The sequence below is a fragment of the Terriglobus roseus genome (assembly GCF_900102185.1).
Lineage (GTDB): Bacteria > Acidobacteriota > Terriglobia > Terriglobales > Acidobacteriaceae > Terriglobus > Terriglobus roseus_A.
This window is the reverse complement of record NZ_LT629690.1, coordinates 1,358,588-1,385,387: the sequence shown is the minus strand read 5'-3', so window position 1 is coordinate 1,385,387 and position 26,800 is coordinate 1,358,588. Positions and strand designations below refer to the sequence as shown.

General features: G+C 58.7%; 21 protein-coding genes. 4 read left to right on the top strand and 17 right to left on the bottom strand.

The window, feature by feature from the left end; all coding sequences use genetic code 11:
* Window positions 1-30 precede the first annotated feature (30 nt).
* Window positions 31-324 (top strand): HU family DNA-binding protein, encoded by a 294-nt coding sequence (locus tag BLT38_RS05945; protein ID WP_047486668.1) that lies wholly within the window; start codon window positions 31-33, stop codon window positions 322-324.
* 7 nt (window positions 325-331) lie between these two features.
* On the opposite strand, the gene priA is transcribed toward BLT38_RS05945, so the two are convergent.
* Window positions 332-2,812: a replication restart helicase PriA gene (gene priA, locus BLT38_RS05940; protein ID WP_156785263.1), complete on the bottom strand. Its 2,481-nt coding sequence runs from the start codon at window positions 2,810-2,812 to the stop codon at window positions 332-334.
* Between the two features lie 310 nt (window positions 2,813-3,122).
* The gene (locus BLT38_RS05930) at window positions 3,123-3,614 is read right to left on the bottom strand and encodes a GNAT family N-acetyltransferase (RefSeq protein ID WP_231966780.1); all 492 of its coding nucleotides are present in this window, start codon (window positions 3,612-3,614) and stop codon (window positions 3,123-3,125) included.
* Between the two features lie 83 nt (window positions 3,615-3,697).
* On the opposite strand from BLT38_RS05930, the gene BLT38_RS05925 reads away from it, so the two are divergent.
* Entirely contained in the window at window positions 3,698-4,600 is a 903-nt protein-coding gene (locus BLT38_RS05925) for a LysR family transcriptional regulator (protein ID WP_083344350.1), read from the top strand.
* On the opposite strand, the gene BLT38_RS05920 is transcribed toward BLT38_RS05925, so the two are convergent.
* The 12 genes from BLT38_RS05920 to lptC form a co-directional block, all read right to left on the bottom strand.
* Window positions 4,597-6,933 (bottom strand): TonB-dependent receptor, encoded by a 2,337-nt coding sequence (locus BLT38_RS05920; protein ID WP_083344349.1) that lies wholly within the window; start codon window positions 6,931-6,933, stop codon window positions 4,597-4,599. The two genes, BLT38_RS05925 and BLT38_RS05920, sit on opposite strands and share 4 nt — an antisense overlap.
* A gap of 110 nt (window positions 6,934-7,043) precedes the next feature.
* On the bottom strand, window positions 7,044-8,057 hold the full coding sequence (locus tag BLT38_RS05915) for a uracil-DNA glycosylase (protein ID WP_083344348.1): 1,014 nt from the start codon (window positions 8,055-8,057) through the stop codon (window positions 7,044-7,046).
* 74 nt (window positions 8,058-8,131) lie between these two features.
* A complete protein-coding gene (rpoZ, locus tag BLT38_RS05910; RefSeq protein WP_047486656.1) occupies window positions 8,132-8,362 on the bottom strand; it encodes a DNA-directed RNA polymerase subunit omega in 231 nt (76 codons plus the stop codon).
* Window positions 8,363-8,449: 87 nt separating this feature from the next.
* Window positions 8,450-9,136, bottom strand: coding sequence for a guanylate kinase (gene gmk / locus BLT38_RS05905; RefSeq protein WP_083344347.1), 687 nt, complete (start codon window positions 9,134-9,136; stop codon window positions 8,450-8,452).
* A gap of 27 nt (window positions 9,137-9,163) precedes the next feature.
* Window positions 9,164-11,026 (bottom strand): ABC transporter ATP-binding protein, encoded by a 1,863-nt coding sequence (locus tag BLT38_RS05900; protein ID WP_083344346.1) that lies wholly within the window; start codon window positions 11,024-11,026, stop codon window positions 9,164-9,166.
* A 136-nt stretch (window positions 11,027-11,162) separates the two neighbouring features.
* Window positions 11,163-11,624, bottom strand: coding sequence for a DUF1569 domain-containing protein (locus BLT38_RS05895; protein WP_083344345.1), 462 nt, complete (start codon window positions 11,622-11,624; stop codon window positions 11,163-11,165).
* Between the two features lie 45 nt (window positions 11,625-11,669).
* Window positions 11,670-12,584, bottom strand: coding sequence for an RNase adapter RapZ (gene rapZ, locus BLT38_RS05890; protein WP_083344344.1), 915 nt, complete (start codon window positions 12,582-12,584; stop codon window positions 11,670-11,672).
* 99 nt (window positions 12,585-12,683) lie between these two features.
* The gene (gene hpf / locus BLT38_RS05885; RefSeq protein WP_083344343.1) at window positions 12,684-13,139 is read right to left on the bottom strand and encodes a ribosome hibernation-promoting factor, HPF/YfiA family; all 456 of its coding nucleotides are present in this window, start codon (window positions 13,137-13,139) and stop codon (window positions 12,684-12,686) included.
* A 162-nt stretch (window positions 13,140-13,301) separates the two neighbouring features.
* Complete coding sequence (gene rpoN, locus BLT38_RS05880) at window positions 13,302-14,810, bottom strand: RNA polymerase factor sigma-54 (RefSeq protein WP_083344342.1); 1,509 nt, start codon at window positions 14,808-14,810, stop codon at window positions 13,302-13,304.
* A gap of 171 nt (window positions 14,811-14,981) precedes the next feature.
* Window positions 14,982-15,896 (bottom strand): NADP-dependent oxidoreductase, encoded by a 915-nt coding sequence (locus BLT38_RS05875; protein WP_083344341.1) that lies wholly within the window; start codon window positions 15,894-15,896, stop codon window positions 14,982-14,984.
* A gap of 33 nt (window positions 15,897-15,929) precedes the next feature.
* On the bottom strand, window positions 15,930-16,748 hold the full coding sequence (gene lptB / locus BLT38_RS05870; protein ID WP_231966779.1) for an LPS export ABC transporter ATP-binding protein: 819 nt from the start codon (window positions 16,746-16,748) through the stop codon (window positions 15,930-15,932).
* A gap of 53 nt (window positions 16,749-16,801) precedes the next feature.
* Entirely contained in the window at window positions 16,802-19,099 is a 2,298-nt protein-coding gene (gene lptC / locus BLT38_RS05865) for an LPS export ABC transporter periplasmic protein LptC (protein ID WP_083344340.1), read from the bottom strand.
* Window positions 19,100-19,186: 87 nt separating this feature from the next.
* On the opposite strand from lptC, the gene BLT38_RS05860 reads away from it, so the two are divergent.
* Window positions 19,187-19,819 carry a hypothetical protein gene (locus BLT38_RS05860; RefSeq protein WP_083344339.1) on the top strand — a complete coding sequence of 211 codons (633 nt, stop codon included), beginning with the start codon at window positions 19,187-19,189 and terminating at the stop codon, window positions 19,817-19,819.
* Window positions 19,820-19,886: 67 nt separating this feature from the next.
* Here BLT38_RS05860 and glyS read toward each other — a convergent pair whose 3' ends face one another.
* The 3 genes from glyS to BLT38_RS05845 form a co-directional block, all read right to left on the bottom strand.
* Window positions 19,887-22,001 (bottom strand): glycine--tRNA ligase subunit beta, encoded by a 2,115-nt coding sequence (gene glyS, locus BLT38_RS05855; protein ID WP_083344338.1) that lies wholly within the window; start codon window positions 21,999-22,001, stop codon window positions 19,887-19,889.
* Window positions 22,001-22,987: a glycine--tRNA ligase subunit alpha gene (locus BLT38_RS05850; RefSeq protein ID WP_083344337.1), complete on the bottom strand. Its 987-nt coding sequence runs from the start codon at window positions 22,985-22,987 to the stop codon at window positions 22,001-22,003. The genes glyS and BLT38_RS05850 overlap by 1 nt, the downstream gene beginning before the upstream one ends.
* A gap of 66 nt (window positions 22,988-23,053) precedes the next feature.
* Window positions 23,054-23,302: a hypothetical protein gene (locus BLT38_RS05845; RefSeq protein ID WP_052200138.1), complete on the bottom strand. Its 249-nt coding sequence runs from the start codon at window positions 23,300-23,302 to the stop codon at window positions 23,054-23,056.
* A 188-nt stretch (window positions 23,303-23,490) separates the two neighbouring features.
* Between BLT38_RS05845 and BLT38_RS05840 the strand changes: the two genes are divergently transcribed.
* Window positions 23,491-26,796, top strand: coding sequence for an efflux RND transporter permease subunit (locus BLT38_RS05840; protein WP_083344336.1), 3,306 nt, complete (start codon window positions 23,491-23,493; stop codon window positions 26,794-26,796).
* Window positions 26,797-26,800 lie beyond the last annotated feature (4 nt).

Sequence of the window (26,800 nt, the reverse complement as noted above, 5' to 3'; positions counted from 1 at the left end):
CGCTCCGACACTGGAAGGGAAAGCAAATCCGTGATCAAGCAGGACCTGATTCAGCGAGTCGTCGACCGTACCGGTCTACCGAGAACACGTGCCGAACAGGCAGTGGAAGACATTTTGAAGGGCGTGAAAAAAGCGCTTACCGCTGGTGACCGCATCGAACTTCGCGGTTTCGGCGTCTTCACAGTGAAACCTCGGAAAACTGGTATCGGACGTAATCCACGCACCGGAACCGAAGTGGACATTGAGCCCGGCCGCGCCGTGCGATTCAAGCCTGGCAAAGACCTGCAGGAATTGGATAAGCCACTGGCAGCTAAAGCCGAGTAGCTCCTCTTCACATCAAACTGATCGCATCGACATCCACAATGATGGCGTTGCGCGGGATGCCCTTGTATTCCGCGTGGCGCAGCATGTTGCGCAGACCAGCCTGCAGGTCGCTGCGCCTCTGCGCTTTGAGCAGCAGGTGATATCGGTAGATCCGCTTCAGGCGTGAGACCGGCGCTGCCGCAGGGCCGAGCATCCTTACGCCCGGCACGGATGCGGTATTGAACCAGCGGCCCAGTTCCCCGCTCCACCGCATCGCCTCGCCCATGTCCTGCGACTGGATCAATACGTTGGTCAGGACGCCGAAGGGCGGGTAAAAGAACGGGCGGCGGAACTGCATTTCCCGGCGCACGAAGCCTTCATAGTCGTGCGCGGCGGCGCAACGGACGGCGTAATGGTCCACGTGATAGCTCTGCACCAGAACGCGGCCCGGCTTTTCGCCTCGACCGGCGCGTCCGCTGACCTGGGTGAGTAGTTGGAAGACACGCTCTGCGGCGCGGAAGTCCGGCATGCCGAGCGCATGGTCGCAACCTACGACTCCGACGGTGGTGACGCCGTGGATGTCATGGCCCTTGGCGATCATTTGCGTGCCTACGAGCAGGTTGATCTCGCCGGAGTGGAGGCGTTGGAGGAGGCGTTCCACGTCGCCGCGTCCGCGGACGGTGTCGCGATCCATGCGGCCGATGCGTGCGGAGGGAAAGATTTCCTGCAAACGCTCTTCGCCTTGCTGCGAGCCTGCGCCCATGTAATAGAGGTGCTCGCTGGAACATTTGGGGCAGGCCTTGGGCACGTTACGACGGAAGCCGCAGTAGTGGCATTCGAGGCGTTCGCCGGGTTCAGCGTGAAGGTCCGTGCCGTGAACCGGCTTGTGGAAGGTCATGGCGATGGCGCAGTTTTCGCACTCGATCTTTTCGCCGCAGGAACGGCACATGACCACGTAACTGTAACCGCGGCGGTTGAGCAGGATGATGGCTTGTTCGCCGCGGTCGAGTGTGGCCTGGGTTTCTTCGATGAGGCGTCGGCTGAAGAGATGTTCTGCGCCGGTCTGCTGAAACTCCGCGCGCATGTCGACGAGTTCGACCTCAGGCAATGGGCGGTTGGCTACGCGCTGTTCCATCTTCAGCAGCGTGTAGCGGCCGGTCTGTGCGTTGTTCCAACTCTCCAATGACGGTGTGGCTGAACCGAGGATGACCGGGATGTCGAGCAGTTTGGCGCGCATGACGGCCACGTCGCGACCGTGGTAGCGCGGGGTTTCTTCCTGCTTGTAGCTGGAGTCGTGCTCTTCATCGACGATGATGAGGCCGAGCGATGGCACGGGCGCGAAGACTGCGGAGCGTGTGCCGACAACGACGCGTGCTTCACCTCGACGGATGCGGTGCCACTGTTCGGCGCGTTCGTCTGGCGAAAGCTGCGAGTGCAGCAAAGCCACTTCATCACCGAAGGCTGCGTACATCTGCCCGGCCATGGCGGGCGTGAGGCCGATCTCAGGCACCAGCAACAGGGCGGCTTTGCCGGTGGCCAGGACTCGTTGCATGGCTGCGAAGTACACCGCTGTTTTGCCGCTGCCAGTGACTCCATAAAGCAGATGCGGCTTGAAGCTGCCTTCCGCGAGCGATGCTGCGATGGAGGCGAGGGCTTCCATCTGTGTTTCGTTCAAGGCATGTTCGTGCGCGTGTTTTTTGCCTTCGGCATGCACGCCGCCGAGATGGAATGCGAGTGGCTCGTCTTCAATGACGACCAGACCTCGGCGTACGAGCGTGGTCAGCGTGGAATCGGGCACAGGAAGGTCGCGCAGATGGCGCACCGGCATGCGACCGCCGACCGCGGTGAGTTCCGCGAGGATGCGCATCTGGTTGTCATTCAGTTTGGGGAGGCGCGCGTCTTCCACGAGGACAGCGACGCGTTCGGTGCGGCGTGCATCACGCTCGTCGGCCTCAACTTCTCGCGAGAGCCAACGCTTGCGCACCATGCCTTCCAGCAGCGCCTTCCCTGCTCCTGTGGCGGAACGAAGTTGGGCAAGCTTCAGTGCGTTGCCGCTTTCCAGCGCGTTGAGTACGGCGTATTCGCGGTTTTGTTCCTCCGGCGACAGCTTTGAGCGGCGCGACGAACCTTTTTCTGCGCCCTCATACAGAACTCGGCGGCCCTGTTCGGCAATCCGATAGAGAAACACGCGACGGATTTCCGCAGTGAGGGGCAGCATGCCGCGCAGGACCTCGCCCAAAGGAGCGACGTAATACTGCGCGATCCATTCCGCCAGGCGCAGCAGATCGTCGGGCAGGAGCGAGGCGTCGTCCAGCACCTGCTGCACCGGTTTCACCTCAAATTCACCTTCGGGTTCCTGCGAATGCACGCGCAGAATTACGCCCATCAGCCGTTGTCCGCTGAAGGGTACGAGTACGCGCGCCCCGATGGCAGGCGCCTCACCGTCGACTCGGTATGTAAAAGACCTGTCTAACGGAACAGGCAAGGCGACGTCTACGAAGAAAGACACATCTTCTAGTGTATGAGCCAAGTGACGTTTCAACCGTACCGGAAGGTACATGCCGCCAGCGGTGTCGTGGCGTACGCGTTTGATAATGACGCGATGCACATCCAGTTTCGGAGCGGCGACGTGTATGTGTACACGCCTGCCGCCACCGGTCGCCTGCATTTAAAGGTGATGCGGCAGCTTGCACGTGCAGGTGCGGGGTTGAGTACGTACATCAGCCGCCAGATTCGGAATCGGTACTCATTGAAATACAAACGCGAAGTGCCGGAGGAGGTTGAAGGTATAGATCCTCCAGCAGCGCAGGAGCCTCGCGTTAAGCGCCGGAAAGTGGCGCCATCTCCATCTTCATAAAGACGTCGGCGCGATCGTACTTCATCTCCGGCAGCTCAGACGGAGGGACGTGGTGGAAGCCCACGGCTTCGTAGAGGTGCACGGCATTCTGCAGCTTCTTGCTGCTGCCGAGAAACACGGTACGGGCGCCCAAAGAGCGTGCCTGGTCGATCATGTAAAGCAATAACTTTCTGCCGATGCCCTGCCCGCGGACCGTGCTATCCACCGCCATCTTTGAGAGTTCGTAGATGCCTTCGGCATAACGAACCCATGCGGCTGTTCCGACGATGCGTCCGTCCAGCTCCGCGACATACACCTGGCCGCCTTTGGCGAGAATGGTGTTGTACGGGTCGTTGAGTGTGGTGCGATCCTTCTCTTCCAGACGAAACAGTTTTGTGATCCATGCCTCGTTCAAGGCGCGGAATGCGTTGGCATCCGACTGTGATTTCATTGGGCGCAGGGTTAGGTCTGTCATCATTTCTCTCTCACAACTCCACCGTAACCATCTCGATCAGGCATGTCCAATTGCATAATCAATGCGATTGATAAGCTGGATGCATGGATTCCGATCTGGAGTTGAGGCATCTTCGTTCCTTCGTAGCGGTTGCAGAGGAGCTGCACTTTGGTCGCGCGGCGCAGAAGCTCTACCTGGCGCAGCCTGCACTTTCTCAGCAGATCCGGCGCATGGAAGAGATTGTGGGATCGCCTCTTTTTACGCGCACTTCTCGCTCTGTGTCACTTACCTCAGCGGGTGAGGTTTTGCTGGAGCGTGCGCATCGCACGCTTCGCAATGTGCGGCTTGATCTTGAGGAGACACGCAGCATTGCTCGCGGTGAAAGTGGGCGATTGAATGTTGGGTTCGTCGGGTCCAGCATGTTGGCTACGTTGCCTGCTGTGTTTCGGCAATATCGTTCTGCTTTTCCGCTTGTGCAGATTCATCTGCATGAATCGTTCACATCGCGCGTTGCCAGTGGGCTTCTGGATGGCACGCTGGATGCCGGTATTCTGCGGGACAGTGATCCGCAGCCGGATCTGGAAGTTGAGACGTTGTTTACAGAGCGCTACCTTGCCGTGCTTCCGAGTAAGCACCCACGTGCGAATCAGCGGACGATTCATGCTTCGGTGCTGCGTGATGAGCCTTTCGTGTTTTACTCGCGCGTGGCAGGCAGTGTGGCTTTTGATAAGCCGCTATCGCTTTGCGGTGATGCCGGATTTCGGCCTCGTGTGGTGCAGGAGGCATCGCACTGGCTCAGCATTGTGCGGTTGGTGGCAGCGGGTTTTGGTGTCTCCATTGCACCGGCCTGCGTGGCGACCATCGCAGAGAAAGGTGTGGTGTATGTTCCGTTGCGCGGCGCTACCGAGGTTAGCAATGTAGAGCTTGCGTTTCGCAAGGGTGAGCAGCGGCCGATTGTGCAGGGATTTGCGCGCATGGCTCGCACCATTGGTCGGACGAAGGCTTAGAAAGAAAACTGGAGGCTGCCCTGCACGGTTCTTGGCGGGACGAAATGTGTGCCGCTGAAGGTGGAGAGGAAGTTGTACAGGGCGATCTTGTTCGCAACATTCAGTACGGCTATGCGCGCTCCTACTGTTACGTGCTCAAAGCGGAAGAGGCGGTCGTCGCCTGCTGTGAGATCGACTAGCGTTCGCGGGGTGACGCGTACGGGATTTCTGTCGTCGTCTTCTGTGCCAAAGGCTGGAATGCGGATGCGTGTTGCACCGAAGGTTGCGGCGCTGCACTGTCGGATTGCCTGTGTTGGTGTGGCGTAGTTGTTGCCGCAGTGAAGGCCCATCTGCGATTGTTCGTCTGCGGTGAGATTCAAGGCATCGAGATACGTGGGCACTGTGTCCGGTAGAGCGAGACCGCTGTTGTAACGCCAGATGCCGGAGATGTACGGGTGATGCTCTCCGATGAGGCGCGCGGGAAACTCGTAGCGAATGTCGGTTGCCTGTTCAAACTCTTCGCCGTGGTCGATGCGGAAGACGGGTGCGGATGGCACGCTGTTGAAGATGAGGCCGCCTGTCTGCGGTGTGAAGAATCGTGAGCGGACGTGGCCCATGACACTGAAGATGTTGATGCCGTGCCAGTCGTGCAGATTGGCTGTGATGGCAAGGCCGTCGATCTTTGATTTACGCCACGCGACGCTGAAGGTGATGGGCGTATTGAAGAGCGTGTCGAAATCGAAATCGTTGCGCGTGAACTTCCAGTAGTAATCGGCGTTGACGCTGAGATGGTTTCCGAAAGCCTGCTCGAAGCCTGCGTTGAATTGATTGCGTGTTGCCGGGCGAACGGGTTCAGAGCGATAGCTCGCGAATGGATTTTTGCCGGTGCTGTTTGCAGAGCTTTCGTTGGCGAAGATGAGGTTCTCGTTGTACGGCGTTTCGTAGAGTCGCGCGTACGAGCCACGCAGCAATGTGTGTGTCCATGGTGTTCGCCATCCGATGCCGAAACGTGGCTGCAGTTGGTTTCCGTGGCTTAGGCCGTTGTAGATGTCGTAGCGCAGGCCGGGGCTGAGTACCCAGTTGCCTAGTTTGATTTCGTCCTGCATGTAGAACGCGGCTTGCACTACGTCTGCGGATTGGTTGAAGCGGAAGAGTGAACCGCCGCGCGTTAGGTCATAGGCCAAGAGATTGGGCAGGAAGTTGGAGTTGATGTTGTATCCGGCGGCTGTGCATTGGCTGGTGGAATCGATACCAGATGCTGCTACGGGATTGCCAGAGGCATCAACGCACAGTGCGTTGTAAAGCGGATCGGTAAGGGCGACGGCGAAGCGCTCGTGCAGCAGCGTGTGCCAGTAGGTGCTGCCTACTTTTGCTGTGTGGGGGCCTCGAATGTATTCGCCTTCGAGGCGGAAGCCGGTGTTGGTAAGTGTTCGATTCTGCGCGAGTGTTGCGGTGGCGTCAGCTAATGGATTCGCGGATGGAAAGTATTGCGCTTCATCGTGGCGGTAGAAGGGTGTGAAGTTGGTCAGGAAGTATGGCGTGAAGATGTGTGTCCAGCCGAGAGCGATGTTTGCATTGCGGATCTGGCTGCGTTGGTCCTGCCCTGCTGCGGCGGTGTCGTAGCTGTTGGGTGTTTGAAACCATGAGCGTCCGACGCCGAGGTTGAGATGAAGCAGGTTCGCTGCGTTGGGATGGAAATCGAAACGGTTGAAGGCTCCCTGGCCATTTCCGTTGGCGTGTAAGGGGATGAATTCTGGCGTGTCGAGAAAACGTTCAGAGCCATTTGCGCCGATGGCGAGGAACTCTCCCCAGCGCTGGCCTCCTGCGCCCAATGCAAGATTTTCTGACCAGGTGCCGAAGCTTCCGTAGGTGGTGGAGAGCGTGCCGAATGGCTTGCGAGCAATGCCGGACTTTGTTGTGACACTTACGACGAGGCTGGTCTTGTCGCCGAACTCTGCAGGAGGGGCGCCGGTTGTGGCGGTGAGGCTGTGAATGATGTTGGGGTCGATCTGGTTGGAGAAAACTTTTGCCATCTGGTCGGTGATGGGTTGGCCGTCAAGCGAGATGGAGGTGTCCGCGTGTTCGCCGAGGGGGTGCGCGAAACCATTCGCGTCCGCGGCCACGCCGGGTGTGGTGCGTGTGAGGATGTCAGTAAATCCCGTGGAGGCGTTGAAGATGGGCACGGCCTCAAGCTGTTTCGCATTCAGTTTTTGTTGCGCGGAGGGGCTGTTGACGAGTGGTTGCTCCTCGTCCGCGAAGACTGTCACTTCTGTCTGCACGGTTGGCTTTTGGGCAGAGGCGATTAGTGAACAAGCGAGCGGAACAGCGGCGATAAGGCTTCGTGAGTGACGCATATTTAGGTATACCTAAATGCTCTTTAGGCAAGCCTAACTCATGCATCGAGAGAATGCCAAGTCTTCTCTTCTGAGAAGAAGGAATTCCTGGCACTTTATGTTCTGTGGGGCTAGCTACGGGCGGGTGGCTTCAGGCCCAGTTCCACCATGACGCGCTGGAGATCCTTCCAGGCCTCGCCCTTCTGGCGGGGATCGCGCAGGAGGAAGGCGGGATGGTAGGTGACGGCGCATTTGGCTCCGCGAACGTCGTGCCATTGGCCGCGCAGGTTTGCCAGCGATTGCTTTACGCCGAGCAGATACGTTGCTGCCGTGGCACCGAGTGCGACGATGACCTTCGGTTGCACGATGTCTACCTGTTGCAGAAGGAATGGCGAGCAGGTGTTGGCTTCCTTGGGCTCCGGGGTGCGGTTCTGAGGCGGGCGGCACTTCACCACGTTCGCGATGTACACCTGTTCGCGCTTGAGGCCCATGGCGTTGATCATGTTGTTCAACAACTGCCCTGCCTTGCCTACGAAGGGAGTGCCGCTAGCGTCTTCGTCGGCTCCCGGGCCTTCGCCCACGAACATGAGCTCGGCGTTGGGGTCGCCGTCTGCGAAGACGATGTTGTGGCGGCCGGCATAGGCCAGTGGGCAACGCGTGCAGTCACCGATTGTGTCGCGGACTTTTTGTAGAGCTGCGACTTTGTCTGCAGGCGCGACGCGTTCTGTGGGTAGGGGCGCAAGTTTGTTGAAGCTGACAAGAGGCATGGCAGGGGGAGCGAACTGTCCTGTGGGCGCGGGGGCCTGATCGAAGTCGTATGCGGGCGGCGGTGCAGCCGCGGCTGCGGGAGGTGTGATGACAATATCCGGCGCGCGATTACTCGATGGCATCGGCGGACGCTGCGGCGTGGGTGATGGAGCGGGACGTTGTATTGGCGCGGCTGGCCGCTGTGGAGCAGGAACGCTTGAGTTTGCAGGACGTTGAGGAGTTGCCGATGCAGGAGGCGCTACGGGCGAGGCAACCGACTTCCACCATGCTGCAAGCGCAGGATCGTCTGACGGATCGCTGGTGCGATACACGTCGTAAATTCCTAAGTCGCGAAGGTACTCAAGGTACCCGCGCAGTGATTCAGCGCTTCCGTCCATGTGTCCATTCTAGAGCGCAACAACGTTCTCGCCCTGTGGACGGCGGTGCACCGGACCCTCCGCTACACAGGAACTTACAGTGCGGACGGAAGAATGGCCTTCGGAGAAGGCTTTACGAAATACCGCACAGATCCACTGCGGATTTCGTCCTGCGCTACGCGGCAGGCTTTCATGCTGTTGGTGTGAACAAGCGGGGCAGCTCCGGACTGAAGCTGACGCGCGCGGCGTGCAGCTCCCTTTACCAGGCTGTACTTATTGAGCAGAGCATCGTCGATACCGTTCAGGGCTTGCGAAGATTCGTTCATTCCCTTTGCCTCCGTACCGCATGAGGCAACTGTAACCCAGATGGCATGAAACGGCGCGAAGATTTTTATCAGAAGTAGACGAAACGGTTACTTTGTTGCGGGCGTGAGTGGTGCAGCAGCGAACTGTTCCAGCACCTGACGTACACCTTCTGGTGATATCTGAGTGCGGCATCCGTTCGCTAATGCAACATCCGATTGCGAGGCAACACCTCGTGCTTGCAACACGATAGCGCGAAGTTCCGCTGCTGCTGTGTCGAGCACATTGTTCACGATAGCGAAACGATATTTCGACACATGCTCAAGTTCGCCGTGCGCCTGACGCAGACGGCGTTCAATCACCGCTTCGTCGGTCATGCGTTCCGCCGCGCTGCGATTGCGTAGACGAGTTTCAAGAACACCGGGGCTGGGAGGCAGGATGAAGATGGATACCGCTTCGGGCATGCGCTCCATCACCTGCAGCGCGCCCTGCACGTCGATGTCGAGCAGAAGGTCGTGATCATTTCTCGCGGCCTGTGCCAGAGCGGCTCGCGCTGTTCCGTAGTAGTTGCCGAAGACGTCTGCCCATTCAAGGAAGGCATCTTCCTTGATCATGCGTTCGAAGTTTTCACGCGTGGTGAAGTGGTATTCGCGTCCATCTTCTTCACTGCCGCGCGGTGCGCGGGTGGTGTATGAGACGGAAAATTCCAGCCCCTCCACGTACTTTCGCAGTTCGCCCACGAGCGTGCTCTTACCGGAGCCGCTGGGCGCAGAGATGATGAAGAGAATGCCTGCCATTGTCGTTCGTCCGTTTTTGAAGTGAGTTTATACGCCCTGCGGCTGTAGCGGAGTGTCGGGTGCTGCGTCGTCTCCTGCAAACTGCATCATGTAGAGCTTGTGATACGTACCACCGTGTGCGAGTAGTTCTGCGTGCGTTCCAGTTTCCACGATCTGTCCGCGCTCCACCACGAGGATGCGATCCGCGCGGCGCACAGTAGACAGGCGATGCGCGATGACCAACACCGTGCGGTGCACCATCAGGTTAGAAAGCGCCTCCTGTACCAGCGATTCACTCTCTGCGTCGAGTGCGGAGGTGGCTTCGTCAAGGATGAGGATGGGCGCGTCCTTCAGGATGGCGCGTGCGATGGCGAGACGCTGGCGTTCGCCGCCGGAGAGACGGAAACCTTTTTCGCCGATGACGGTGTTGTAGCCGTCGGGCATACGTTCAATGAAGTCGTGTGCAAGCGCTGCCTTCGCTGCGGCGATAACGCGTTCCATGGGAACGTCAGGCTGGCCGTAGGCAATGTTGTTGCGGACGGTGTCGTTGAACAACACCGTCTCCTGCGTGACGGTGCCGACGAGTTTGCGCAGGCTGGCGAGTTGTACGTCGCGCAGATCGTTGCCGTCGAGCGTGATGCTGCCGTCTGTGGGATCGAAGAAGCGCGGGATGAGGTTCACCAACGTAGACTTACCGCCGCCACTGGGGCCCACGAGCGCAATCACCTCGCCGCGTTGCACATAGAGGTTGATACCGCGAAGAACTTCGTGGAAGTTCTCTTCGTCTTCTTCATCGCGATAGCCGAAGCGAACGTCGTTGAAGCGGACGCCTTCATGGAAACCTTCGAGACGGATGGCGTCACGTTTTTCGGGAAGTTCGTCGCGTTCGTCGAGAAAGTGGAAGATCTTTTCGCTGGCTCCCAGCGCCTGCTGGAAGCTGTTGTAGTACATCGCGAATTTGCGAACCGGATCGTAGAGTGCGAAGACCGCGATGAGGAAGGTGATGAATGAGCCCGCCGTCATCTGGTGGTGCACGATGCGGTTGCGGCCAATGAACAACAGCAGCGCAATGGCGATGGAGCCAAGCGCATCCATCAGCGGCGAGGAGATGGAGCTGATGCCGATGGCGCGCATGTTGGCCCGGAACAGCGTACGTGCGGCACGGCGGAAGCGCGCCATCTCCCACGTCTCCATACCGAAGGCCTTTACGATGCGGTTGCCGGTGAGCGTTTCATGCAGAAGATTCTGGATATCTGAGAGGCGGTCCTGTCCACCGCGAGTGGTCCTTCGAACGCCGCGACCGATCTTTCGTATGGAGAAAAAGATCACCACCACGAAACCGAGAAGGATCCACGCGAGTTTGCCACCCGCGATGACCACAACACATGCCGTGAAGAGAAGCGTAAAGAACTGCTGCAGGAGATCGCTGAGCACGGTGGACATGGCGATCTGCACTCGTTCAATGTCATTGATCAACGTGGAGAGCAGAGCGCCCGTGGTGTACCGCTGGAAGAAGGAACTGGAACGCTTGAGGACTGCGCCGTACAAGTCGTTGCGCAGGTCCGTAATCATACCGAAGCCGGCATAGTTGATGAGATACGTTCCGACGTAGTCGCAAATGGACTTCACTACCGCCGAGACGAAGAGCGCATAGGCCACGATCGTCCAGGCATTGTGGAAGTGGTTCGGCACGAAGTACTGCAGGTTGATAACCCAGTGGGTGTGTGGAACGGCGAAGACAAGGATCTTGGTGCTCTGAAGATCCGCGCTGAGCACGTTGTCAAGAATGGGCTTGACCAGCAGAAGGCGCAGAGCAGCCATGGCGCCGACGATGGCCATGAGAACCACGGACAGCAGGGTGAAGGGCAGATAAGGGCGCAGATACCACAACAGGCGCAGAATGCGTTTCATTGCGTGGGCCGGGCCATTAAAAGTGTCATGTACAGCACGGGTTTTATCTTACTCGTTCACGTGTCATACGTAAGAGTTCCCGAGACAGCTCAGAGAGGACAAAGAAAGAAGATTCTTCGACTTCCGGCCAGCAGCTTTAAGCACCGAACTGGCGCAAGTGGTGATCGAGGTGTTTGTACATGAGGATGGCCCACTGTTCTGGCTTGAGTGGTCCGAAAAACGGGTGTGGGTATTGGGAGCACCCTTCAGGACCGTGGCTGGCGAAATCGTCAATTGCAGCGATAAGCCGAGAGCGCTCACGGATGCAGTCAAGCTCTGTTGGGTTCGCGGAGAATAACTCCGGCGATGAGGGCGAGTTACGACGCATCGGCTTATCGTCGCGGAAGACCAACGGCTTGATAAGCACGCCGATCAAGCTAGCCGGAAATGGTGCACGCTTGGGATGGATAGCACCCATCGCCATTTCAACGCCTGAGGTGCAATGGGCAAGCGTTTGAGCGAGATCCATGCTGCCCCATTGCCGCTTGCTCTCTGGACGCAGATCCAGAACGCGCTGCCTTGTTTCCTCCAGCACAATTGGGTCGAAGAGGTTTTTCATCTCAGACAGACTCCATTTGGAAGTCGAGACCTCACTCTGAAGGCGTTATCGTGGCATGTCGCGGTGCGAGACCTTCACGTGGTAACCCGCGTCGCTGAGGCGCTTCTTCATCTCTTCCACGATGGCCACGGAACGATGCTGTCCGCCGGTGCAGCCGAATGCGATGGTCAGGTAGCTCTTCCCTTCCGTGACGTAATACGGCAGAAGGAACAACAACATGTCTGCTGTGCGGTCGAGGAACTCCTGAGTTTGCGGGAAATCCATCACGTACTTGGCTACGCGCTCGTCGCGACCGGTGAGTGGACGGAACTCCGGTATGAAGTGAGGGTTGGGCAGGAAGCGCACGTCAAAGACGAGGTCTGCCTCAGCAGGCACGCCATTCTTGAAGCCAAAACTAAGCGTTGTGATGAGCAGTCTCTGTTCGCCCTCGCGACGGCTGAACTGCGTGGTGATGTGAGCGCGCAACTGGTGCACGTTGAAATGCGTCGTGTCGAGAAGAACATCGGCCACATTCCGGATGGGCTCCATACGCTTGCGTTCGGATGCGATGCTTTCTGAAACCAACTCATCGCGACGAAGAGGATGCGGGCGTCGCGTTTCGGAATAGCGACGTACCAATACGTCGTCTGACGCCTCCAGATAGACCACCGTGGTGGGAAGCAGACCGCGTACAGCATGAAGGATGCCCGGAAAGTTCTCAATAGAGCTTTCGCGTACATCGACGCCCAGAACCGCTCGCGTAAATTCACTTGAGCCACGCAGAAGTTCGGCAAACTGCGGAATCAGTTCCAGCGGTAGGTTATCGACTGCGTAGTAACCAAGGTCTTCAAATGCCTTGAGCGCGGAGAGTTTGCCCGCACCGGAAAGACCTGTGAGTACTACCAGCTCTCGTCCGGGAGTATGAGGCGTTCCCTCCTTACTTCCCACTACCGGGGTGCCGCCTGACGGTGGTTCAGCCATGCGGAAATGCTAGCATCGCCCAGCGACGTGCGAGTGACGCAAAATGAAAAGAGGCATCCGCGATGGAATGCCTCTTCCCGTTAACGAACTCAGAACTTGTCAGGCGGCTTCGACTTCCTCCGTGTCGATCTCTCCGTCTTCAATGGCCGCAATGGCCTTTCCTACGCCGGTTTTATTTGTCGCCGGCGATTTCTTGACTGATGTCACTTCGCCCGCATCCGTAGTCTGGCGGCGAATGGTTCCGGTGGCGTCGTGGTCCGGATGATGGCGCGTAGTGACAACTTTCTTGCGCGCCTTCACGGCCTGCATTTCCACCTTGTCCAAAGCGTCCTTCAAGGCAACCTCAACATCTTTTGCCGAGGTATGTGAGGAGAAAGTACTGATGGTGTTACGCACCGTGACTTCCGCCTCGCAGCGATTCTTTTCGCAGCTGAGCACCACCTTGGCCATACATTTCGGTCCAAGGATTTTTTCTATGCGCGCCAAGCCCTCTTCTGCCTGCGCACGCAGTTTTGCTGTTACCTGTGTGCCTCTGCCGGTGATCTCAAGATCCATGCTGCTTACCTCCTTCACCTCTTGGGTAAGATGCCGGGGTTGTTTGGCAACGAAGCCTGTGAACGCCACGTTAATCCCGGCGCCTTGAGATGTGTTTGTAGTCCCCTGAAGGCGGCACGTCAACTGGTATGTTGACGCAGCCTGTGGATCGCAGCCGATCCGCTAGTCGCGTTTGCGGCGCTGATGTGTACTGGGAATGTTCATATCCTCGCGGTACTTCGCCACTGTGCGCCGTGTGACCTGAATTCCCTGCCGCTGAAGCTCACTGGCCAGTGCATCATCCGTCAAAGGTTTCTTCGGATCTTCTTCCTCAATCAGCTTGCGAACCTTTTTCTTCAACAGCATGAGAGGAAGATCGCCACCTTCGGGTCCGTTCACGCCCTCGCTGAAGAAGAAGCGCAGCTCAAACACTCCCTGCGGGGTGTGCACATATTTGTTCGCGACAGCTCGCGACACGGTAGAAGGATGTACGCCAATTTCTTCCGCCACCTCTTTGATCATCATGGGGCGGAGGGAGTCCACGCCGTGTTCCAGAAAATCCTGCTGGCGGCGGACGATGGAGTCGCATGTGCGAACGATGGTGTTCTTGCGCTGCTCAATATTGCGAAGGAGCTGAATGGCGGAGCGATAGCGCTCTTTGACGTACTCCTTCACCTCACGCTCAGTGTCCTTCTGGCGCAGCATCTTGCGATAGCCGGCGTTGAGGCGAAGCGTAGGCAGATCGTCCTCATTCATCACAACCTGCCACTCGTCGTTGCGCTTCACGAAAGCCACGTCTGGCTCAATGAGCCGCGTCTCCTGCTGGTTGTAACGCTGGCCGGGACGTGGATCGAGCGAACGGATGGCGTCGATCCCAGCCTGTACCTCATCGAGCGTTGCACCGAGAAGTCGGGTGAGTTCGCGAAGATCGCGCTTCTGCAGCAACTGCAGGTGATCCGTGACAATTCTGCAGGCGATTGTGAGCTCGCTCTGGCGTGCCTCGTATTCTTCCTCGTCGAGGATAGCGTCGTCCGTGTCGCTGAGGGCAGCGCGGATCTGCAACAGGAGGCACTCACGCAGATCTTTGGCGGCGATGCCTATGGGATCGAGCGTCTGCACGGCAGCTCTTGCCTCTGCCATGAGGGCGGGCGTGGCGTGGCCGTTTTCGTCGAGCGAGGCGAGCTCTGTGTCATCGACGGTGAGGTAGCCGTTGTCTTCCAGATTGCCGATGACCACTTCGCACGCAGCGCGCAGTTCCGGCCGCAGTGTCATGGCGCCGAGTTGCCACAGCAGATGATCAGTCAGCGTGGATGGCTTGGAGAGGAAGTTTTCGAACGAAGGTGAATCGAGTTCTTCAAACGATGGGCCAGAGGCGCGGAAGCCGGGATCCAGATACTCCTGGAAATATTCGCCCATGTCGATCTCATCGAATGGGTCTTTCTCTTCTCGCTCGGCCTCGGTCTTTTGCTGTTCTGCGGAGAGTTCGCGATCGCCTTCGCGTCCGGCAAGTTCTTCAAAGCTTGCGGAGGAATCTTCAATCTCCTCCAGCACAGGGTTCTCTACAACTTCAGCGTTGATCATCTCCTTCAGTTCCAGCTTGTTGAGCGCTAGTACGCTCACCATCTGGACCAGCCCAGGTGTGAGCACCTGGCGCTGAGCAACTCGAAGGTTCAACTTGGGCTGAAGCAGCAAAGACTATTTCTCCGTAGCCAAATAAGGTCGGCAATCCTGGCCCAGACAGACCAGGGTAACCGTTGCCTTTCGAAGTCTACTCCGAAACGATGCGCCACGGACTGCCAAATGGCAAGCAACGTGCTTGCAAATTCATTCTTTTTTGAATGATTCCGGATCGGGATGAGGAAATCAGATCCGGATGACCAGCTTGCCGGGGTTGCCGGTTAGCGCGCCGCTGTAAGCTTCGTCGGCTTCATCCAAGGCAAGTTCGGCTTTCACAAACGCCTTCAACCTGCCGGAATCAAACAACTTGGCGAGAGAAGAAAGCTCATCGCCTTTCGGTTCGACGATGAAGAAGGCGTCTTTCACGCGCTGATCCGTGGTCGATTCCGCGTCTGCGGCAATCGTTACCAGCCTGCCGCCGTGCGAGAGAAGACTCCATGAGCGGGTCAGCGTTTCGCCACCCACGGTATCGAAGACGATATCAACCTTACCCGCGTCTTCGAAGCGTTGCTGGCGATAGTCGATGACTTCATCAGCGCCAAGCTGTTTTACGAAATCGATGTTTGTGCCAGACGCCGTGGCAATCACATATGCGCCCTGCAACTTTGCAAGCTGGATAGCGAACAGCCCTACAGCGCCCGCTGCGCCATGAATGAGGACGCGTTCGCCCTTTTGCAGCTTTGCGCGATCATGCAGGCCTTGCCAAGCCGTGAGCGCGCCGATCGGGGTGGCCGCTGCTTCGACAGACGAGAGCGAAGATGGCTTGAGGGAAAGGTTTGCTGGCTTGGCGATGCAGAACTCCGCCGTGGCTCCTTCTGCGAACCAATCGTTCATGCCGAAGACCCTGTCGCCCGGACGATAGTCCTCAACACCTTCACCTACGGCCGAAACGATACCGGAGAACTCGTGGCCGGGGATCGCTTTGGATCGCGTGGTGCCATCGGCATTGTGCGTGGTGGGATACCAGAGCTTCTCGGTCGGGGTGACGCCAGAGGCAAGGACCTGAACCAATATTTCACCGGCTTCTGGCTCAGGAACGGGACGCTGGACCGGCTGCAGATGCAGCTCTTCTGTGAACTCCATCGCTTTCATGTCTGCCATGGCGCTCGTTCCTTTGCTTAGCGAAATTAGATTTTAGAGGCGGAAGCTTTCACCAAGGTATACACGTTTCACTTCCGCGTCGCGGCCCAATTCGCCGGGCGTGCCGTGGCGGAAGATGCGGCCCTCCGCGATGATGTAGGCGCGGTCTGTGACGCTGAGGGTTTCGCGGACGTTGTGGTCCGTGATGAGTACGCCGATGCCGCTCTTCTTCAGGTTGAAGATGATCTGCTGGAGGTCAAGTACTGCGATGGGGTCAATGCCGCTGAAGGGCTCGTCCAGCAGGATGAAGCTGGGGTCGATGCAGAGGCAACGTGCAATCTCAACGCGGCGGCGTTCACCACCGGAGAGCGCATAGCCCTGCGTGCGGCGCACGTGGCCCAGGTTGAGTTGCTCAATGAGTTGCGCGGTACGATTGCGGCGCTGTTCCCAACTTAGGCGCTGCGTCTCAAGGATGGCGAGGATGTTCTCTTCCACCGTGAGTTTGCGGAAGACGCTGGGTTCCTGCGGCAGGTAGCTGATACCGAAGTTGCGCGCGCGAAGATACATGGGCGTGCGGGTGATGTCTTCTCCTGCAACGGTGACGCTGCCGGAGTCGGGACGCACGAGGCCCACGATCATGTAGAAGCTGGTGGTCTTGCCTGCGCCGTTGGGACCGAGAAGGCCGACGACTTCACCCTGCGTGATGTTGATGCTGACACCGCGAACGACTTCGCGACCGCCATAGCTCTTGGCGATGCCGTCCGTGGAAAGCGTGTGTCGCGTCTGCGCCGCGCTGGATTCAAAAAGTTCCAAGCCAGAAGACGAAGACTCGCCCCGCCCCTCCATCTCCAATGTACCTGTAGCTGATCCCATGCAAACTTTTAGACGAAATCTAAAGGACTGAGGATTCAGTCTTTGGATGCGGATTACTTCTTCTGCGGGTTGGCTTCCACCTCGGTGTGGACGCGGTGCGTACCTGCGCCCTCCACCTCCACGTTGTTGTCCCCGCCGTGCAGTGTGAGGGTGGTTCCGGTGATGGTTCCCTTCTGCGAGTCGATCACCTTGGGCTGGTTTTGCGGGGTTCCGGTGAGGACATAACGCTCGTCTGCAGCGGTGTATACAAGGCGTTCGCCCTGACCGGTGCGGCCTGGCTGCGTGATGTTGACTGCGCCGGTGGCCACAATCTGCTGCACACTGCCGGAGAGAACGCCTGGCGTGGTACCGGACAGTGTGGCAATTGCCTGCCGTGCGGCAAGCGATGCGCCTGAGGTTTGCATGGTGACGCCGCCGGTCACGTCCGCATGAGCGAGGTGAGCGCCTTCTGCGGGAACGTAGAGCAATGTTGTTCCGACGATTCGCACCACGCCGCTGGATTTTTCCTTACCAGCGGCAGATGCAGGCAGCAGCAGATGGACTGTGCCTGTTGCGGGAGAACCGGAGGGGGCATGCGCCATCAGGCGGTTGGTGGTGCGATCCACTTCGATGACCGGCGCTTCCATCTGCGATGACGACGTCCACATGCGTGCGGCATGCGCTCCAGCGAAGAATTTTGCAACGGACCCTGCGACGGTGGCGTGTTCCGCTGTGACGTGTACGGGATCGTTCTGCTTGGACTGGTAGACGCCACGGACGCCGCCCGTCGCTTCGGCATCGCCGCTGCCCTGGGTAAGTGTGATGTGGTCAGCAGCGATCTGCATGCCATCGCCTGTGACGCTGGGCGCGCCGGTGAGCAGCAGTTTGCCGGTGGCGCCATCGAAGTCAGCGTGGGAAGCGGTTGCGTGAGTTTCGGATGCAGCCTTGCCATTCTTCGCAGGCGACTTCGCGTTGACGGTCACTCGGCCATCCTGCGTTGCCGATTGCACGGACGACGCGGTTTTCCCGGCTCCGGGTGGCAGTAGCTTTACCTGCAGGGTGTCGCCGGTGCTGGTGCGTGTGGTGCCTGCGCCGTCGTCTTCATCCAGTCGCGTGGAGCCGCTGCCGGTCAGCAAAGAAACGTAGTGCTTCTTGCCGGAGGCTGCCATGATGGCATGCAGCGTGTCGCCAGAGACTGCGGTTGTTTTTGCTGGCTTTCCTGTAGTGGTGGAATGAAGCTGCGCGTGGCCTGTGGCAGTGGCGTCCTTCAGGAGCGTGTGGCGCGTAGCGTCCTGCGCGAGGTCTGCGACGAGATTGTCAGCCGTGAGGTGATCCAGCGATGTGGCCGAATGATGGTCAAGCGTAACCCCGCCGGTGAGTTCCGCTGTCTTCGCATTGCCTGCCGCATCGAAGTGCATCACAGCCGTTTGTCCGGAACCGCTGCCCTCAGGATGAGACAACGTAACACCGCCGGACATGGTGACCAACGTCGGCTTGTTCTGTTCCGAGATTTTGGCGACGAGCTTCGGAGCCTGTGCGCGGATGCCGTCGCCACTCTGTAGAGACGTATGGCCGTCGGCGCGGATCTCGTCGATGCCGCCGGATGGGCCCGCATCCAGAACGACCGTGTCGCCCTGCGCATCCATCTCGCCGGTACGCACGAGAGCAGTGTGTAGCGTGGCGAGGCGCTGGTTCCGGTCGAGTTGAGCGGAAGCTGCGGTCAGGTGGACTGGCTGGCGGTCCTGCGTGCCATCCATGGTCACGGCGGAATGAAGATTGAGAAGGCCGGTGCTTGTTGTGTAATCAGCGCCCGTGGCCGTGCCATGCAAATCGCCGTACTCAATGTGCAGCGGCTGGTCGGTGGTGGCGACGCCCTCTTTCTGGGTGAAGACCAGACCGCTGGTGGTTACCGAGATTCGTTTCGCACTGGGGTTTTGTTGCGCGTTGGCGGGCGATGCCAGGTCGAGATGTACTTCGCCCATGGCTTTCACGATGCCATTGTTCTGGTCGTACTCAAACTCAGCGCCACGGATACTGTCCGTTTCGTGCGAACCCTCGGGGCCGTACAAGGTGATGGCGACGTCGTGGAGCGTGGTCTTGCCGTTCTGCCGCTGGATGGCTTTGGCCGCGTGCAGCGTGAACAGCGTGTGGCCTTTTACGGATTGCGAATAGGTGAAGCCATTGGCCTGCGATTTGATGTCGATGCCCATTTTTGCGGGCAGATCATGCAGGAACTTGCGGGCTTTGTAGCGGGCGATGCCGATGAACGACGCCAGAGCCACGAGCAGGACAATGACGCCGACGAGGAGCCAACGGCGAAGACGCGTCACCGAAATGCCGCCTGCCCTGCCCCGTCTGCTGCCCATTGCCATTGCTGTTTATCTTCTCAGGGAACAGGGGTGTGTGTCCGTTTTCCGCATCATGAAACGCATTCCGTGCAGTAGCATCCAATATTGGTTATGGCCGATCAGCTCTATCTAAGCCTCTGGTTTCCGAATTTCCGTCTTGCTTCTCTGCCGGAGAAGCTCACCGCTGTCCTGGAACAGTTTGCCAAGGTGGCAGACAACCACGGACGCATTGCCGTGGCGTCTGCTATTCCGCTTGGGTGGAATGAGTCGCCGGTGTTTCAACGCATCTTTGTGAATGACGACCGATCTGAAGATTCGGATGACTCGCTGGCGAAGAATGCCGTCGCCGAAGCCACCGAACAGCTTCATGACGACATGGCCTATGAGTTTGAGGTCAAGTGGCAACTGTGGCAGCCGGAAGAAGGCGCCGAGGGCTTCGACAGCACCTGGCGGCTGGAACCGGCGACCGTAAAAATCATCGGCTTTGGGCCGGAGTTTGACGACGCCAGCTACGAGCAGAACGGACACATCCGCGTGGACTTCGGATTGGATACGCCGTGGGTGCAGGATGAAAACGATCTGGATGAGGACGGACAGAAGCGTCTGCAGCAGAACGTGGAGAAGCTGCTGGCCTTTGTGCTGAGTGTCGAGAAGCACTGCGGCATTTCATCGCGGTTGCTCTGGACCGAGAGCGGTGAGCCGCTGGCAGAGAAGCTGATTGCTACGTTACAGCGCGTGAACTAATTCTCTTTTGCAAAGCGAAACGCCTTCCAGTGAAGAACTGGAAGGCGTTTCTTTTTCATTGGAGCATTTAGCCCGCGATCACGATCTCTGAGAAGTCTGCGACCTTGCTGTAGTCCATCAGAATGCGCAGCAGCAGGCCCAGGCGTGCGGCGCGCAGTTGCGGTTCGGGTGCCATGACCATCACCTTGTCGAAGAAGGCGTCGACGAAGGGACGAAGCTCTGCGATGGTGGCGAGAGCGAGCGTGTAGTCGCCATCCTTGCGCAGACCTTCCACCCATGCGGCGCGGCGTCCAGCTTCTTCCGCCAGTGCGCGTTCCACGGGTTCGGTGAGGAACTCGTGTTTGGAGCCGGGTGTGAACACTTCACCCTTGGCCTTCGCCTGTTCGACGAGGTTCTTCATGCGCTTGAATGCTGCAGCGATAGCGGCGAAGTCTGCACCTGTGCGTGCAGCGGAGACGGCATCAACGCGCTTCATGGCATCGCGTACGTCGTCCGGCTCAGTGATCATGACGGCCTTCACCACGTCGTAGGCTCCGCCGCGGATATCGCGGAGATACCACTCCAGGCGCTCGCTAAGGAAGCTCTTTACGTTGGCGCAGAGGGTGTCGTTATTCGTGGCAGCACCTGCGATTTCGCCGAGCGTCAGCGGCAGATCGCTTTCCGCAAGGATCTTGACGATGCCGTTGGCCGCGCGACGCAGACCGAAGGGATCCTTCGATCCTGTTGGCTGCATGCCGAGACCGAACATGCCGGCGATGGTGTCTGCCTTGTCCGCGATCGAGAGCAACTGACCCTCAACGGTGGATGGGACGGCGTCTTCCATACCTGCGGGCTGGTACTGCTCGTAGATGGCGATAGCAGCGGCTTCGTCCACACCCTGGGCACGCGCGTATAGACCACCCACGATGCCCTGTAGCTCGGTGAACTCCTTCACCAGTTCGGTGGTGAGATCGGCCTTGGCCAGCGTTGCAGCAGTGGTGAGTGCATCCAGCTTCACGCTCAGGCCCTGACCACGCTGCGCATTCGCGCGTTCACGCACGAACTGGCCCAGCGTGACGACGAGCGCATTGGTGCGCTCCATCTTCGCGTAGTACGAGCCGAGTTCCTTCTGGAAGGTGACGTTCTTCAGCAGTTCGACACGCTCTTGCAGCGAGATGCGCTGATCGAACTCGTAGAAGAAGCGTGCGTCGTTGAAGCGGGCGCGCAGAACGCGTTCGTTGCCGTGGCGGATGATCTCAACGCCCTCGCCCACTGGCTCTGTATTGAGCACGGCGAGAAAATACGGCTGCAGCATGTGTTCGCCATTCTCAAGCGCGAAGTAGTTCTGGTGGTCACGCATGACCGTTACGAGAACTTCTTCTGGTAGGGCCAGGAACTCGTCTTCAAACTTGCCGAGGAGGACGGTGGGCCACTCGGTCAGATGCGTTACCTTGTCAACCAGCGGACGGTCTTCGCGCCAGCGAGCGCCCTCAACGGTGCGCGTGGCTTTGTCGAGGTCTTTGCGGATGCGTTCGCGGCGATGCTCCACGTTGACCATAACCTTCGCCTGGTACAGCTTGTCCGCGTATTCAGCGGGCGCGGCGATGGTGATGGGCTCGTAGCCGAAGAGAACACGGTGGCCATAAGTGACATTGGACGCAGTGATGCCTGCCCATTCCACGGGGAGGACTGCACCGTCGAGGAGCGCGAGAATCCACTTGATGGGGCGCACGAAACGCTCTGGCAGGAACGGACGCCAGCGCATGTTCTTGGCCCAGTACATGGCCGCGATTTCCTTTGGCAGTTCCGCGAGAACAACCTCAGAGAACGACTTGCCTGCGCGCTTTGCGGTAGCTGCGAGGTATTCGCCCTTGGCGTTGGTGATGGTGCGAAGTTGATCGACTGGGATACCAGCCTTCTCCGCGAAGGCTTCTGCAGCCTTGGTGGGCTGGCCATCTTTGTAGGCAGCCTTTACCGGCGGTCCAACGAGTTCTTCTTCTGCGTCGGCCTGCTGCGCGATCACACCCTTAACCCATACGGCCAGGCGGCGCGGCGTGGAGTAGCTCTCAACCGAGAAGCCTTCTTCGACGAGACGTTCGCGCGTGAGCAGGTCGCTGACACGCTTCGTCAGTTCTGCTTCCGCTCCCGGCAACATGCGTGCGGGAACTTCTTCCAATCCAATCTCAAACAGAAACTCTGCCACTATGCACCAGCCTTTTCTTTCAAGGCAGCAAGGCGTTCCACCTGCTCCGCGTAGATCTTCGCCACGCCCACAATCAGCGTGCGGATGCGAGCCATGATGCCCACGCGCTCCGTTACGGAAATGGCGCCGCGTGCGTCCAGCAGGTTGAACAATTGCGAACACTTCAATGCCAGTTCATACGCGCCAAGCACGGGGAAACGCTTGACCGCGACTTCATCCGCATCTTCCGGCAGCGCTTTGAAGGCTTCCAGAAGGCCGAGGCATTCCGCCTCGTAATTCTCAAGATGCAGCCAGAGCTTCGATACATCTGCGTGGTCAAACGCAAAGGCCGAGAGCTGCTGCTCTTCGTAGAGGCGGATGTCGCCGTAGGTGGTGATCTTGCCGGTGTCCGGCTCCTTCGCCCACTCAATGTCGTAGATGGATTCCTTGTCCTGCAGGAACTGGGTCAGGCGTTCCATGCCGTAGGTGATCTCGCCGCTGATGGGGTCCAGATCCATGCCACCGCACTGCTGGAAGTAGGTGAACTGCGTGATCTCCTGGCCGTCCATCATGACCTGCCAGCCGACGCCCCAGGCGCCGCCCACGGGCCATTCCCAGTTGTCCTCTTCAAACTTGATGTCGTGCTCGGCCAGCACAATGCCGATGGCCTCAAGACTCTTGAGGTAGAGCTCCTGGATGTTGGCAGGTGGCGGTTTCAGGATGACCTGAAACTGGGTGTGCTTGTACAGGCGATTGGGGTTATCGCCATAACGACCGTCTGCCGGACGGCGCGAGGGCTGCGCGTAGGCGATACGAACCGGTGTGGGGCCAAGAACACGCAGGAAGGTGTCCGGCGACATGGTGCCTGCGCCCATCTCCGTGTCGTACGGCTGCTGCAGGACACAGCCCTGCTCCGCCCAAAAGCGTTGCAGGGCAAATAATGTTTCCTGAAAAGTCATCACGCTACGGCGCGGCGTGGTCGCGGCTGTTTCTGCTACGGCAGACATGTGTGGGTGCGTACTCCTTGATGCGTTCCCGTAAGTTTATCGCGAGACGCTCAGGAAAGCCCCTGATCAGATATGGATGCCCCAGCCAAGTTCACCCAGTTCACGCTCAATCTCAAGCAGGGCTGCCTCAAGAGCGGAACGGCGATGTGGGCTGGAGGTGCGCTCGCTGAGGACGCGTTCGCGCTGCAGCTCAAGCTCCTGCACGCGGCGCTTCTTCTCACGTTCCGTGCGCTGCTGTTCTGCCGCCGTAGCCGGCTTTGCTGCTGGAGTTGGTTCTGGTGCGTCCACGTCTTCTTTCTCCCATCCGCGTGCCATGGATTCATTCTATGCCCCACAACGCAAAGACATGTCGCAAAACGGCTTGAGTCGTAAGTACTGACTCGTTCGTCTAGAGAAAACACTAAGGAAACTCCCGCAAGGTCCCTGCAAATTTGGCACAATGGTGCCTAGCGGTATTCCCCGCATTTCTCTAACGCACGTTTTTCCTTTCGGAGCTGTCCTTCATGTGGATTGTCCGCCTTGCCCTTCGGCGCCCCTACACCTTCGTGGTGATGAGCGTGCTGATCCTTGTGCTTGGCATTGTCTCCATTGAGACCATGTCCACGGACATTTTCCCCACCATCGACATTCCCGTCGTCACCGTGGTGTGGAGCTATAGCGGCACCAGTCCGGATGAGATGGAGAAGCGCTTCACGACGATCAGTGAACGCGCCATGACGACGACCGTAAACGACATTGAGCACCTTGAGTCGCAGTCGGTTAACGGCATCTCCATCATCAAGATCTTCTTCCAGCCGGGCGTGAAGGTGGAAGCCGCGGTGGCGCAGGTAACGGCCGTCAACCAGACGATTCTGCGTATCCTGCCGCCGGGCACCACGCCGCCGTTCATTCTGCAGTTCTCCGCTTCGAACGTGCCGATTCTGCAGGCGGTCGCTTCGTCGAATAAGTTGTCAGAGAGCGAACTGTTCGACGTGGGTTCGCAGTTCATCCGTACGCAGTTGGCGACCGTGCAGGGCGCGCAGGTGCCGCAGCCGTACGGCGGACGTATCCGCCAGGTGGCCGTGGACCTCGATCCCTCCGCGCTGTATGCGAAGGGACTTTCGCCGCAGGACGTGGTGAATGCGCTGACTGCGCAGAATCTGATTCTGCCCGCAGGCGACATCAAGATTCAGGACCGCGACTACGTGGTCCGTACGAATGCCTCGCCACAGATTGCCGCGCAGTTGAACGACATTCCCATCAAGCAGGTCAACGGTGCGACCGTGTACATGCGCGATGTGGCGACAGTTCACGAGGGTTCTGCTCCACAGCAATCCATCGTTCGCTACAACGGCCAACGCGCCGTGCTGATGACGATTCTGAAGGCTTCCTCGTCGTCGACGCTGGACATCGTGGCAAAGGTGAAAGAGGTGCTCCCGCGCATTCTGGCGAATGTGCCGCCGCCAGCGCCGGAAATCCGCATCCTGTTTGACCAGTCGATCTTTGTGCGTGCGGCGCTGGAAGGCGTGGTGAAGGAAGCCGCCATTGCCGCTGGCCTGACCGCCATCATGATCCTGCTCTTCCTTGGATCATGGCGCTCGACGGTGATCATCGCGGTGTCGATCCCGTTGTCGATCCTGGTGTCGGTGATCTGCCTGAAGTTCCTGGGGCAGACGCTGAACACCATGACACTGGGCGGATTGGGATTGGCGGTCGGCATCCTGGTCGACGACGCTACGGTGGAAATTGAAAACATCCACCGCAACCTGGGACTGGGCAAGGAAATTGAACCTGCCATCCTGGACGGCGCTGCGCAAATTGCGGTTCCGGCATTCGTTTCCACACTGGCAATATGCATTGTGTTTGTTCCGGTGGTCTTCCTGACCGGCGCAGCCAAGAGCCTGTTTGTGCCGCTGGGCATGGCGGTGGTTTTCGCCATGATGGCTTCGTACTTCCTGTCGCGAACGCTGGTGCCCACCATGGTGAAGTTCCTGCTGGCGAAGGAAGTGGATGTTTACTCGCTGGCGGAAGCGTCCCATGGCGACCATCCCCTGTCTGCGGAAGAGCAGGCAGCGGTTGATGAGAAGATGCGCGGGCTGGGGTTTATCTGGCGTACGCACTTTGCCTTTAACCGCGTGTTCGAGGCGTTGCGATCGCGGTACCAGCGTTTGCTGGATTGGGCGCTGGTGCATCCTGGCTTTTCGCTTGGTTGCTTCGGCCTGTTCATCGTGCTGTCCGCCTGCCTGTTGCCGTTCATCGGTCAGGACTTCTTCCCGGACGTGGACGCGGGAAGCTTCCGGCTGCATGTTCGCACTGCTCCCGGAACACGTCTGGAAGCGACGGAAGCCATCTTTGCCCAGGTGGAGGATGTCATCCGTGCGACCATTCCGGCGAACGAGCTGGACGGCATTCTGGATAACATCGGAACGCCAAATGGCGCATTCAATCTGGCCTTTGGTGACGGCGCCCTCACAGACGTGCAGGACGGCGAGATTCTTGTCTCGCTGAATCAGGAAAAGCATAAGCCCACTGCGCTTTATCGCGAGAAGCTGCGTGAGACACTGCGCAAACAATTCCCGCAGACCACGTTCTTTTTCCAGGCTTCGGACATTGTGAACCAGATCCTGAACTTTGGCCTGCCTGCTCCGATTGACATTCAGGTGAGCGGACGTCTGGCCGATGCCAACTACGCGACGGCTCAGGCGATTCGTGCGGACATTGCAAAGATTCCGGGCGTGGTGGATGCTCACGTTCACCAGGTGATGTATGCGCCGGAGTTGCGTGTCAACGTGGATCGCTCGCGCGCACAGTTGCTGAACATGACCGAGCAGAACGTTGCGGGCAGCATGCTGACAGCGCTCTCAGGATCAGGTATCGCAGCGCCAAACTACTGGCTCAGCCCGAAGAACGGTGTGAACTACACCGTGGTGGTACAGGTGCCGCCCACGACGCTGGATTCTGTAGATAAATTGAACAATCTGCCTATCTCCAACGGCACGACCACAACGCAGGGAGCCACCAATGCTGGTGCGCCGCCGGTGGGGGCATCGCAGTTCCTTTCCAACCTGGCTCAGATCCAGCATGGTGCAAGCCCGGCAATCACAAACCACTACAACGTTCAGCCGGTATATGACGTGTATTCCAGCGTTCAGGGCCGTGATCTGGGCGGTGTGAACCGCGACATCCAGAAGGTGCTGAAGACCTACACGGTGCAGAGCGGCAAGCTGTCCAAGGGCGCAACCATTACGGTGCGCGGTCAGGTAAAGAGCATGCAGGACAGCTTTACAGGACTCGGCCTGGGCATGATCTTCGCGGTTCTGCTGGTGTACCTGCTGATGGTGGTCAACTTCCAGAGCTGGCTTGATCCGTTCATCATCCTGATGGCTCTGCCGGGCGCCGCCTGCGGCATTCTGTGGATGCTGTTCCTAAGCGGTACTACCTTCTCTGTGCCGTCGCTTATGGGAACCATCATGACCATCGGTGTGGCAACGGCAAACTCCATCCTGATGGTGACCTTTGCCAACGATCAGCGATCACTGGGCCTGAACAGTATTCAGGCTGCATCAGCTGCGGGCTTCACACGTCTGCGTCCTGTCATGATGACCGCGCTGGCCATGATCCTGGGCATGCTTCCCATGTCGTTGGGCATGGGCGAAGGCGGCGAACAGAATGCTCCGCTAGGACGCGCCGTAATTGGCGGCCTGCTGGTGGCCACCGCGACAACGCTTGTCATCGTTCCTATCTTCTATTCTCTGCTGCGCAAGAAGGTTCCTAGCCACCTCCAGACGGAAGAGTTGCCGGAGCCCGAAGAGGAGTTTTCCCATGCGTAACGCT

Coding starts and splice junctions, on each gene's coding strand:
- BLT38_RS05915 (WP_083344348.1), bottom strand. CDS start 8,057: ATGGACGGAAGCGCTGAATCACTGCGCGGGTACCTTGAGTACCTTCGC.
- BLT38_RS05900 (WP_083344346.1), bottom strand. CDS start 11,026: ATGAAACGCATTCTGCGCCTGTTGTGGTATCTGCGCCCTTATCTGCCC.
- gmk (WP_083344347.1), bottom strand. CDS start 9,136: ATGGCAGGCATTCTCTTCATCATCTCTGCGCCCAGCGGCTCCGGTAAG.
- BLT38_RS05850 (WP_083344337.1), bottom strand. CDS start 22,987: ATGTCTGCCGTAGCAGAAACAGCCGCGACCACGCCGCGCCGTAGCGTG.
- rpoZ (WP_047486656.1), bottom strand. CDS start 8,362: ATGAACGAATCTTCGCAAGCCCTGAACGGTATCGACGATGCTCTGCTC.
- rapZ (WP_083344344.1), bottom strand. CDS start 12,584: ATGGCTGAACCACCGTCAGGCGGCACCCCGGTAGTGGGAAGTAAGGAG.
- BLT38_RS05840 (WP_083344336.1), top strand. CDS start 23,491: ATGTGGATTGTCCGCCTTGCCCTTCGGCGCCCCTACACCTTCGTGGTG.
- BLT38_RS05845 (WP_052200138.1), bottom strand. CDS start 23,302: ATGGCACGCGGATGGGAGAAAGAAGACGTGGACGCACCAGAACCAACT.
- BLT38_RS05920 (WP_083344349.1), bottom strand. CDS start 6,933: ATGCGTCACTCACGAAGCCTTATCGCCGCTGTTCCGCTCGCTTGTTCA.
- BLT38_RS05860 (WP_083344339.1), top strand. CDS start 19,187: ATGGCCGATCAGCTCTATCTAAGCCTCTGGTTTCCGAATTTCCGTCTT.
- lptB (WP_231966779.1), bottom strand. CDS start 16,748: ATGGGATCAGCTACAGGTACATTGGAGATGGAGGGGCGGGGCGAGTCT.
- BLT38_RS05895 (WP_083344345.1), bottom strand. CDS start 11,624: ATGAAAAACCTCTTCGACCCAATTGTGCTGGAGGAAACAAGGCAGCGC.
- lptC (WP_083344340.1), bottom strand. CDS start 19,099: ATGGCAATGGGCAGCAGACGGGGCAGGGCAGGCGGCATTTCGGTGACG.
- hpf (WP_083344343.1), bottom strand. CDS start 13,139: ATGGATCTTGAGATCACCGGCAGAGGCACACAGGTAACAGCAAAACTG.
- BLT38_RS05875 (WP_083344341.1), bottom strand. CDS start 15,896: ATGGCAGACATGAAAGCGATGGAGTTCACAGAAGAGCTGCATCTGCAG.
- BLT38_RS05925 (WP_083344350.1), top strand. CDS start 3,698: ATGGATTCCGATCTGGAGTTGAGGCATCTTCGTTCCTTCGTAGCGGTT.
- BLT38_RS05930 (WP_231966780.1), bottom strand. CDS start 3,614: ATGACAGACCTAACCCTGCGCCCAATGAAATCACAGTCGGATGCCAAC.